Raw genomic sequence first — 12,074 nt, forward strand, 5'->3', positions numbered from 1 at the left:
CAACGTCTTGGCTATGAAGCGTAGACTTGTGTTGCGCCTGCGGCAAGCTATGATTTATAAGCCTTTGTTGGCACCTGTTGTTTTACTCCTTTTTGATAGAAATCATTAATGTTATCAATCATGATTTTCACTTCATTTACAACTGAACTATAGCTCATTTTATGCGTTTCAATTATCTCTCTTATGTTATCAATATTTTCAATGACTTTATCACTTTGTTTTGCTTTAAAGAGCATTAGTATTAAGTTCGAATAATACATTAATAACAAAAAGTCATTACGACTATCTTTCTCAATTTTTAAATGTGTTTGAATTGCTAATTCATATTGCTCAATAGCTCCTCTGAAATTTTCAGATTTCATTAAGAAAACAGCACGGAGAAAATAACTAACAGCTTCAAATTGCTTAGTGGTTAAAGAGTACTTTTTTAAAAGTTGTCGAGTTTTTTTCTGTATTTTATCTGCAGATGGCAAATTTTCTAATACTAAATATGCTTGAGTTAGATTATTTAAGGAATTAATTAACACATTGATGGACTCTTCTTCTTGTTTTGTAAGTGTGAATATTGATTTTTTAAAATAGTCAACTGCAGTTTCAATATCGTTTCTCCTTGCATATGAATATCCAAGATTATTATACATTATCCCCAAATTGACATCATCATTTGGTAAATAAAGTTCAGCTCTTTTTACTAAATCAATCCACCTTTGATGTAAAGCACTTGTGTTTTCTATCCAAGTATATGAATTTAATAAAGCATTTTCCAATAGCAATAATGGTTGATAAATAGACTGTCTATATTCTTCTTTTATTGCTTTTAAAATAGATTCTGCATACTTTAAAAATGGAAACGATAAAGTCGGATCACTTTGTGCAACCTCGTCAATTCGATGAAACAGCCAATTAAACAATAATACATTTGAAATAAAGCCATTCTGTTGCTTTCTTGTTTTGTATATTATTAATTCCTGAACTAATCTATACATTCGAACTTCACCATTAACTCTCTCAATCCAGCCTTTTTTATGTAAAGAGTTTGTCCAATTTGTAAAATCTTTTAAATTTTTATTATATGATTCCTTTCCGCCAATTAATGCTATATCTTTTATACTAACCTCCTCAGAGGGTAATAATGCTAAAAATTCTAAATATATTTCTTCATTCTTTGTTAGATTCTTTAATTCAAACGTCTTATAAAGATAAGCTAGTATTGTATGTGGTAAATCTTCTTCGCTTAAATCAATTTCAATTTCTAAACTTTCGTTATCAAGTTTTTGTTCTTTTATTGAGGAATAAAGAGATTCTAGATTTAAATCAATACTGTTTGCAATTGTCTTACCACACAATTTAATAATAAGTGGATTATAGTTGACATATTCAAAGAATTCCAATAATATTGAATTGTCAGAATCAATCTCCTCATTACTATAATTACAAAATATCTTTGAAGCAATTTCTTTATCAATTCCAGGCAAAGTATAGTTCAATAAATTAGGAACCCTTTCTCTTGTGGTAATTAATATCTTCCAATTATCTAAGGATATTATTTTCTTGAGAGCTCTAAAATCATTCTCATAATTGTCAATAATTAATAGATTTTTTCCATCAATACGTTGTAATTCACTACAAACAATATCAATCCGCTCTTCATCATTAGTCTGATTGTTAAAATCTAATTTTAAGTTTTGCTTTAAAGCCGCATTTAACAAAATAGATTTAGTGAGATTTGGTGAAGAATTAATCCATGCAATATGATCATATTGTTCATTGATTTGACTAACAAAGCTTTTTGCAAAAAAAGTTTTACCAACACCTCCATTCCCATTAATACACAAATGATTGGTTTCCAACAACTTCTTAATTACATAATCAATTGATTCTTGGCTATCATTAAAATCTTGACTCAGACTCTTTGGAATTAGAGTTAGGCTTTTGGGATAACTCGTATCATTCAAAATTATCCTATCATCAAAACTATCTAATCGTTTTTCAAAGCTATTCTGGACTCTTTGAATGTTCTTGAAATTTTGTTCTATCTCTTCAAATTTCACTCCTAAAAGAGAAATTAATCTATCATCAACGAATCGATTAATATCCGAATCTGTATTATTTAGAATCTCATCAATTCTACTATTTGATAAAACACGTTTATTACTATCTTGTAATTGAGAACATCTAAATATTTCACTTAAGAGGATATTTTCAATAATAGAAACAGGTTTATTCTTAAAGATTTCATGAGACAAAAGTTGTCTAACTTCTTCAAATAATAAATCAATTGCTAAAATTGGGTCATAATCCAAGAATTCCCATTTTATATATTTGACAAAAGAATCAATACTCAAATATGCCACCTGCTTTTTAAGCTGTTCGGCTGCTACTTTAATTAAATCTATTTCTTTTCTGACAATAGTTTTCTTTTCTGTCTTTTTCCTTTTGTTTTTATTTATTTCAGAATTTAATATTTCTTTTACTTTCTTAAGAATCTGGTTGGCAAGTTCACTATCAGTTAATTCAGGATTAGCCATCCATGCTTTTATAAGCTTTTCTGATTTTACAAGACCTGTATTTGTAGTAAAACAGAACCCTATAGGTATATCTTGTTTATTTTTTAGAAACTGTATAAAAAAATTAAAAAGAGTTTTTTTAATTTCATCAGACTTTAGACTAAAGTTCCTTGAATAGCATTTAACCTGAGTGAATATCAAACTATTACCAACCTCTTTTATATCATCATCAACTTCACAGTAAACAAAAGTGTTTTTTTTATCAATATAATTTTGAATCCATTTTTTAAGTGTAATCAAATATTGATAATAGAATCCTCTGTTAACAGCTACAGCGTCTGTATTAATATCAAATATTTTTATATAATCTTTATCTATCAATGCTAATTGTTTTATGGGATTTTCTTTACAATTGGTGCCAACTTGTTAGATTGTGCACCTATGGTGCACTTATTTCTGCTATATCAAGTAAAAAGGTGCACAATACATGCTAATACGGAATGTATTGTGCACCTTTTTTGTTTTGCAGTTTCAAATTTACAAAACAATTAGGTGTACAGCAAAGTAAACATGAATCTATTTTATAGTAACTAATTTGGGGAAATTAGCAATTTTACTAAAACCCTTTAAACAGTCAGAAATGCGTATCCAAAATTAAGTAATAATCTGTCAAGCTATTTCAGGAGAAGACATTCCAAATGCCCAAAAGCGCTTCCCGAGGCCAAAAAGTAAGTTCCAAATACTAAAGGGTTCTATTTAATGAACTGTTTCATTTTCTTTATTTAAAAAATCGTCATATTTAAATTCATGTATTCCCACTACGTTCAAGTAAGTAAATGTTTATTTAAGATACACTCCACACACTTTAATGAATAGACCCCAAAATAGCTCCCAATTGGTACTTCTGAGCTACCCCTCCCTACATCAGAAGTACGATTTGGCATCTTTGAAGTACCACCCCCTACTTCGGAGAGTCGCGCTCGAGTCTTTTTGCTCCGGCCTCGGGTCTTTTTTGTCCGGCGAGCTTATTTTGAAGTACTCCCCCCTACCTCAGAGAGTCGAGCTCGAGTCTTTTTGCTCCGACTTCCTATCTTTGAAGTACCACCCCCTACTTCAGAGGTACCACCCCCTACCTCAGAGGTACCCCCCCACCTTGTTCAATAGATCCGAATTTTATTTTCAAATCTACAAGAGGTGCGTTCATCTAAACCACCCACAAATTGGACCACTCAGAGATTTTCCTCCATTTTAAAAATAGTTACTCGGCCTATATATATCATGAATTACAACATATTTATTATACAATAGATGCATTTTTTTACTCTTTATCGGCCAGGCATTATGTTGCCACAGTCCAAAAGAATGAAACTCATCAAAAACTAATGGTTTACTGTTCTGATTTACGAGAATGTCTGGATCTGTTTTACGAAGGATCGGAACGTCAAATATTGAAACAAGTAAAAATATTGGTTAGATAGAAACGACTACTACATATGTTTGAAAAGCCCCCAATTGCTTTATTGTGCTTGGGGTTTTCACAAAAAAAAGACGCGATTAAAATCGCGTCTTTCTAAACTATCATTGAATTTGTTTTCACAAACACTAATTTATGCTTCGGTGCTCTGCACCTTATGTTTCTTGCTAGCAATATTCTACAAAGACCACGGTGCGCTGCACCTCAACTTAAATACTAATCCCTGTAACTGATCCCTGTTAACTGTTAACTGTTCACTGATCACTGATCCCTGATCCCTGTTCACTGTTCACTGATCCCTGTTAACTGTTCACTGTTAACTGTTAACTGATCACTGTTCACTTTTAACTGTTCTGATCGCTGTTCACGGCTAACTGACTCTGTATTTATTTTCTCGGTCTGATTTGATTAAAGGCAATGTTTAAGGTCTTTTGGAAGTAACGAAGGTTTTTAAGCTCCTTGCTATTTACCAAAGACAAGGAGACACCTTGTTTACCCGCACGGGCAGTTCGACCGCTACGGTGAGTGTAATACTCCTCTTTATCGGGCAATTCATAATGCACCACAAAAGCAAGATCTACAATATCGATTCCTCGGGCTGCAACATCAGTAGCCACCAAAATCCGAAGGCTTTCGTTTTTAAAAGCACGCATTACTTTATCGCGTTCTATTTGTTTTAAATCGCCATGAATAGCATCAGTCTTAATATTTTTTGCAATTAGCTGCTTGGCCAATACTTGCGCCGATGCTTTGGTTTTACAAAACACCACACCCCTGTTATCTTGCTCCGATTTTAAAAACTGAACCAGAATGTTCAATTTTTCATTGTCTTCGCAGATCAAGAACTGGTGCTGAATATTTTTATTTACCACATTTTTGCCACTCACCTCAATTTTGTGTGCTCTTGGCGAAAAGTGTCTTTTTACTATCTGCATGATTTCTTTAGGCATGGTAGCCGAAAACAACCAACGGTTTTCTACACTCGTTAGGTGAGTTAAAATCTCATCCAACTGTGTTTTAAAACCCATGCTCATCATTTCATCGGCCTCATCCAAAATTACAGTCTTCACGTGGCTCAAATCAACCGCTTTTCTTTTTACCAAATCGATCAATCGACCTGGAGTCGCAACGATAATATGAGTTGGACGGCGCAATGCACTAATTTGTTTCTCAATTTTCTCTCCCCCATAAACCGATTCGGTAAAAATTTGATCGGTATACTTGGTGAATTTGAACAATTGCTTGGCAATTTGCTGACCCAGCTCGCGGGTTGGACAAAGAATTAAGCCTTGAACCTTGTCTGCCTTGGTGTTTATTCTGTGCAACAAGGGTATTCCGAAAGCTGCTGTTTTACCAGTTCCTGTTTGAGCCTGACCAATTAAATCGGTGTTAGCCTGAAGAAGTACCGATATTACTTCTGCTTGTATTTGAGTAGGCTTGATAATATTAAGATCGTTCAATCCCTTAATGATATCTTTATCTACGCCTAATTCTTTAAAGTTTTCCACAACAAATAATTTTAATAGTTCGCAAAGATAGTTTAATCAATTTAGAATTAAGTATGATGATTAAAAATACTGAAGCTCTGACTAAAGCAAGAGGCAATGCATGAATGATTGTGCGGATGAATGGATAATAATTTGTGCCCTGCTTTAGCTGAGGCAAACAAAAAAAGAAAGATCTCTGAATGATAATCTAAATCCTCTGCCTAAAGCCAGAGGCAATACATGAAGATTGTGTGGATGAACGAATGTTCTTTTGTCCCCTGCTTTAGCTGAGGCAAACAAAAAAAGAAAGATTCAATAAGAAAATAACTGAACCACAAAGAACACGAAGGATGGCACGAAAGGCACAAAGAAGGTTTTCATTCTAAAAAAAAAGCAAATGCCCTGATGTGTCCCCTACTTTAGCTGGGGCAATCGCAAAAAACAAGAACTGTAATCCTGAACAATGTGAGAAATCCCTTCTAAGAAACAGATCCCTCGCTTCCTCGGAATGACAATCAAAATCCTCTGCCTAAAGCCAGAGGCAAAACATGAAAAATTGTATAAATGAACGAATGTTCTTTTGTCCCCTGCTTTAGCTGGGGCAAACAAAAAAAGAAAAATTTAATAAGAAAAGACTGAACCACAAAGAACACGAAGGATGGCACGAAAGGCACAAAGAGATTTTTGTTGCAACTCAGTTACTATTGAAAAAACGCCTCATACCCCAACCCCTTCTCCTAGAGCTACTCTTTATACACAAGTATTCACTTTCCCAGGCAAGAGTTTGATTTTAAACATAAGCACCCCTCTGTCCTTCGGACATCTCCCCTTAAAATGGGAGAAACCGTCACAAGCGATATCTTCCCTTCTTGAGGGGAAGTGCCGACAGGCGAAAGGGTGTTAATTTTAAAAATTATCTTTTTATACATCTTGTTACTCCTGATTTTTTTCAACCAACAAGATGTGAATAAAGAGTAGCTCCTTGAGGAGAGGTGATATTTAAAAAAATGTACCTTAAAATAATTCCCGGTCTTCTTCATTTTCTATTTGCATTGCATGCACCAATGTCCACTTAAACGGAAAGGACTTACTCAAGGTGTACAATACCATGATCCATGGTAGAAACCAAATCATATTTTCAGTCAGTGAATAAGCTAGTAAAGAAACGATCCCTATTAAAGCTCCAAATAACATTTTAAAAGAAAATGCTTTTTTGAAATATTTGAGTTTATCTTCCAAACTCTCAAACAAAGCAACATATTCCAGTTTCTTTTTATACATCATCTCCGAAATAACAATCTCCACAATAATCAAGGAAAGTCCCAACACATTTTTCCACATCGATATATTCAAACTTTTAGGAATACTTAAAATTGAATACTCACCACTAATAGCGAGACCCCCAAGTGCAAGTTCCACAATAACAACAAGTAAAAATGCTGAAACCAATCCTATTCTTGTCCACTGAACAAGCTGTTGTAAATTCTTCATAAAATAAATTAAGTAGTTAATAATAGATTTAATCTTTAACTGGGAGCCAACAAGCTTACTGAATAATCACTTTACTTCGAACGAAATAGATCAAAAATCCTTCTCTTTTAAACTTATTTAACACACAAACGATTACAATCCATTTGCAGGAAATTCTTGACAAAATAAATATGTGCTTTCAAAATTCCATTGCTAAAACCAGAGGCAAAACATAAGAAATAAACAATAATCACTTGTCCTCTGCTTTAGCTGGGTCGAAGAAAAATTTAATAAGAAAATACTCAACCACAAAGAACACGAAGAAAGGCACGAAAGGCACAAAGAAGGTTTTCATTCTAAATAAAAGGCAGATGCCCTTAATCTTGTCCCCTGCTTTAGCTGGGGCAAAATCAGGAAGTATTATTCTGAACAAACTGAATGGAATACGTCTAAGAAACAGATCCCTCGGGATGACTACCAACAACCAACTTCTAACTACTCACTGGTTACTGCTCACTGGTTACTGCTCACTGATAACTGAGACCTGCCCCTGTTAAAGCTTTGTTAACACCCAAACCTTTTTAGCTACTTTTAAGTATAATTGTGTAGTTTTGATTTTAAATAATGCAACCAATGTATGCGAATTAAGAAATTTGAACATATTATCATGATACTTCTTCTGCTGATCTCAACGGCAGGAGTGAGTATTAATAAGCATTATTCTGGTGGAGAGCTCTTCTCTACTGCATTTTTTGTTGAAGCAGAAAGCTGTTGCGAAACGCCTTGCGGTTGTTGCAAGGAGACTTCTGAATTTGTACAGGTAAAGGCCGATTATATTGATTCTGTATTTGAGTTGCAAGATGCCGCTCAGTTGGATTTGTTGTTTTCGATTCTTCCTTTTTTGATAAATTTCGAAGTTCCAGTAAGCTTTACAAACAATTTTATTGCGTGGGATACTTCCCCACATCCATTGCCTGATTTGTGTATTCTCAATCAGGTTTTCCGTTTATGATTTTTTGAATAGGTTAATTAACCACAAAGGCCACACAAAGGTCTTTCACTAAGGCGCACTAAGGTTTTTAATACAGTATTTGTATCTAAACTCTATATCATGGTCTTGCGCCAGCTTATCGCATATTAAATAGTGATCGATTCTTTGTAACTTCTGTCCTTTGTGTCCCATTGTGTTGTACTTCGTGCATCCTTTGTGGTAAAATTTTCTTGACTCTTACTATAATTCAAAGAATCATGTTAAACAAGATTATCAAATTCTTTTTAGAGAATAAATTGGTCACAACAATATTGCTGGTTGTGTTCATAGCCTGGGGTGTTATCACATCACCCTTTCCTTGGGATGTTAGTTTTTTGCCCAAAGATCCCGTGTCTGTTGATGCCATTCCTGATATTGGAGAAAATCAGCAAATTGTATTTACCAAGTGGCCTGGCCGGTCGCCTCAGGATATCGAGGATCAGATTACTTATCCGCTGACCACATCCCTTTTGGGGATTCCGGGTGTGAAAACCATCCGCAGTTCTTCCATGTTTGGATTTTCGAGTATCTACATCATTTTTAATGAAGATATCGAATTCTATTGGAGTCGATCCAGAATTCTGGAAAAGTTAAGCTCCTTACCACAAAACATATTGCCCGATGATGTGCAGCCAACTCTTGGCCCCGACGCAACGGCACTCGGACAAATATTTTGGTACACACTGGAAGGAAGATCACCGGAAGGTGAAGTTACCGGTGGCTGGGATTTGCAAGAACTCCGAAGCATTCAGGATTTTCAGGTAAAATATGCATTGGCGGCTGCCAGCGGTGTATCCGAAGTGGCATCTATCGGTGGTTACGTAAAGGAATATCAGGTAGATGTTAATCCTGCAGCCATGCAGGCACACGGAGTTAATCTGATGCAAATCATGAATGCGGTTAAAAAGTCCAATATGGATATTGGTGCCCGTACCATTGAAATCAATCAGGCAGAATACTTTGTGCGTGGCATTGGCTATGTGAAAAACCTCTCAGATCTGGAAGAGGCAGTTGTAAGTGTGAACGACAACACTCCTGTTCGTGTTCGCGATGTAGCCAATGTGCATTATGGCCCTTCTGACCGACGAGGTGTACTTGACAAAATGGGAGCCGAAGTTGTAGGTGGTGTTGTGGTTGCCCGATATGGTGCCAATCCCCTGGAAGTTATCAATAGTGTAAAAGAGAAAATTGCAGATCTTTCAGTCGGTCTTCCCGAAAAGGAATTAGCCGATGGAACCATTTCAAAACTAACTATTGTTCCGTTTTACGATAGAACACAACTGATATATGAAACATTAGGAACACTGGAAAGTGCCCTAACGCTCGAAATCATCATCACCATTATCGTGATCATCATCATGGTAATGAACCTTCGGGCAAGTATTCTTATTTCTTCATTAATTCCAATCGCTGTACTCATGACTTTTATCGCCATGCGTTATTTTCATGTGGATGCAAATATTGTAGCCCTTTCGGGGATTGCCATTGCCATTGGAACCATTGTGGATGTTGGCATTGTGCTCTCCGAAAACATGATCAGGCATTTGGATGAAAATAAATCGGGACGGAATATTCGCGAGGTGATTTACGAAGCAACGACTGAGGTTGCTCCTGCAGTAATTACAGCTGTATTGACAACTATTGTGAGTTTTATTCCCGTTTTTGCCATGGAAGCAGCCGAAGGAAAACTATTTCGACCACTGGCTTTCACCAAAACCTTTGTGCTTTTGTCTGCCCTGTTTGTCGCAATTGTTATTCTACCAGCCATGGCCCATTTGTTGTTTTCCATCCGGATCAAAAAGAGAAATTTCAAATTGGCTTTAAATAGTGTACTCATTCTTATCGGATGCTATGCCATTTTTGCCTACTCGGCTTGGATTGGAATTACTCTGATTTTATTAGGTGTCATCAACTTATTGGCACAAATCTATTCTAAGTATGAAAAGAAATTGTCTTTGGCAAATCTGCTAGTTATCGCATTAGCCGTTTCCTTTCTGCTTGCCAGAGAATGGCTGCCTTTGGGTGCGGCGAACTCCTTGTTTGCAAACTTCGTGTTTGTAATTCTTAGTATCGCTATTTTATTATCCATTTTTTTACTTTTCATGCGATTCTATCAGCGCATGTTGAATTGGGCGCTGCAGCATAAGCTCATCTTCCTATCCATTCCCACATTTATAGTATTGTGGGGCATTATTATTTGGTTAGGATTTGGAAATACTTTTGGCTTTGTTGCCCGGGGAATGGATAAAATTGGAATTGAGATTTCGGGCACTTCTGCTTGGAAAAGTATGAATCACAATTATCCCGGCATTGGAAAAGAATTTATGCCATCGCTGGACGAAGGATCATTTCTATTGATGCCAACCTCCATGCCACATGCTGGTATTGAAGAAAATAAACGTGTGCTTCGAAAATTAGATATGGCTGTTGCCAACATTCCTGAAATTGAAATGGTAGTAGGCAAACTCGGTCGTGTAGAATCTTCGCTTGACCCCGCTCCTATTTCCATGTACGAGAATGTGATCAACTACAAAAGCGAATACAAAACCAACCAGTATGGCAAGCGAATTCGTTTTGCTGTAGACGAGGATGACAATTTTATTCGCGATGAAAAAGGAGAGTTGATTCCTGATGATTCTGGTGAATATTACCGACAATGGCGGGATCATATTAAATCGCCCGATGACATTTGGACCGAAATTGTAAACGCGACCAAAATCCCAGGCGTTACCTCGGCACCTAAACTGCAACCCATCGAAACCCGATTAATCATGTTGCAAACAGGTATGCGAGCTCCTATTGGAATTAAGATATCAGGTAATAACCTAAAACAAATTGAGGGCTTTGGTCTTCAGCTCGAAAAGCTTATTAAAGAGGTTCCCGGAGTAAACAAGCCTTCTGTATTTGCCGAACGAATGGTTGGGAAACCATATCTGGAAATTCGCATCGACCGTAAAGCAATTGCCCGTTATGGTATTCAGGTAGAAGATGTGCAAAAACACCTATCTGTTGCCGTTGGTGGAATGGCGCTAAGCAGTTCGGTTGAAGGAAGAGAGCGTTACCCCATTCGGGTTCGTTACCCACGGGAATTGAGATCGGATCCGGAACTTTTGCAAAAAATTCTGATTCCAACAGCCATGGGAAATTCCGTGCCCTTGGAAGAGCTTGCAGAAATAGCCTATGTTCAGGGACCACAAGTTATCAAAAGTGAAAATACCTTTCAGGTTGGCTATGTGATATTCGACAAATTAGACGGCTTTTCGGAAGTTGATATTGTAGAAGCTGCACAGGAATACATTGCAGGAAAAATTGAAAGCAATGAACTGAAAGTTCCCGCAGGAGTGAGCTTTAAATTCACGGGGAACTACGAAAATCAAATCCGTGCAGAAAAAAGACTGGGCATTGTGATTCCTGTGGTGCTCATCATCATCTTTCTGATTTTGTATTTCCAGTTCAAAGGAATTGCTCCCACGCTAATGGTATTTAGTGGTATTGCAGTCTCCTTTGCAGGTGGATTCATCATGATTTGGATGTATGGACAAGGATGGTTTCTTAACTTTTCTGTCTTCGATATCAATCTACAGGAATTGTTTCAGGTTCATCCCATTTATTTAAGTGTTGCGGTCTGGGTCGGGTTTATTGCCCTGTTTGGAATTGCCTCTGATGATGGAGTAATTATGGCCAGCTATCTAGAACAAGTTTTCGAAAAGAACCAGCCAAAAACAAAAGCTGAAATCAGAAAAGCAGTGGTTGAAGCAGGTTCGAAACGAATTCGTCCTTGCTTAATGACTACTGCGACTACTCTTCTGGCCTTATTGCCAATTTTAACCTCTACGGGAAGAGGATCTGATGTAATGATTCCAATGGCAATTCCAGCATTTGGAGGAATGACAATCGAATTAATCACCTTATTTGTTGTACCTGTTTTATATGCCACGTACAAAGAATATCAACTTAAAAAAGTAGGAGGACTGTCATGAGAACTTCAATAAGCATACTCACATTACTATTGGGAACTAAGATGCAAATCAAATCCCCCCTTTCAAGGGGGATTAGGGGGATGTTTAAAACACAACAAAATACCCCCCTTACTCCCCTCTCAAGAG

Annotated in this window: 5 protein-coding genes; 2 read left to right on the forward strand and 3 right to left on the reverse strand. The window is 36.4% G+C overall.

All coding sequences use genetic code 11. The features are described from left to right. Positions 1 to 47 precede the first annotated feature (47 nt). The 3 genes from ALGA_RS22470 to ALGA_RS22480 all read right to left on the reverse strand — a co-directional run bounded on the left by ALGA_RS22470 (position 48) and on the right by ALGA_RS22480 (position 6,959). A complete protein-coding gene (locus ALGA_RS22470) occupies positions 48 to 2,888 on the reverse strand; it encodes a dsDNA nuclease domain-containing protein (RefSeq protein WP_096433200.1) in 2,841 nt (946 codons plus the stop codon). A 1,479-nt stretch (positions 2,889 to 4,367) separates the two neighbouring features. Then, positions 4,368 to 5,489 carry a DEAD/DEAH box helicase gene (locus tag ALGA_RS22475; RefSeq protein WP_096433202.1) on the reverse strand — a complete coding sequence of 374 codons (1,122 nt, stop codon included), beginning with the start codon at positions 5,487 to 5,489 and terminating at the stop codon, positions 4,368 to 4,370. A 993-nt stretch (positions 5,490 to 6,482) separates the two neighbouring features. Continuing rightward, positions 6,483 to 6,959, reverse strand: coding sequence for a hypothetical protein (locus tag ALGA_RS22480; RefSeq protein ID WP_096433204.1), 477 nt, complete (start codon positions 6,957 to 6,959; stop codon positions 6,483 to 6,485). Between the two features lie 616 nt (positions 6,960 to 7,575). On the opposite strand from ALGA_RS22480, the gene ALGA_RS22485 reads away from it, so the two are divergent. Both ALGA_RS22485 and ALGA_RS22490 read left to right on the forward strand, forming a co-directional pair. Next, a complete protein-coding gene (locus tag ALGA_RS22485; RefSeq protein WP_096433206.1) occupies positions 7,576 to 7,950 on the forward strand; it encodes an HYC_CC_PP family protein in 375 nt (124 codons plus the stop codon). 236 nt (positions 7,951 to 8,186) lie between these two features. Continuing rightward, complete coding sequence (locus tag ALGA_RS22490; RefSeq protein WP_096433208.1) at positions 8,187 to 11,948, forward strand: efflux RND transporter permease subunit; 3,762 nt, start codon at positions 8,187 to 8,189, stop codon at positions 11,946 to 11,948. Positions 11,949 to 12,074 lie beyond the last annotated feature (126 nt).

The organism is Labilibaculum antarcticum, from assembly GCF_002356295.1.
Classification (GTDB): domain Bacteria; phylum Bacteroidota; class Bacteroidia; order Bacteroidales; family Marinifilaceae; genus Labilibaculum; species Labilibaculum antarcticum.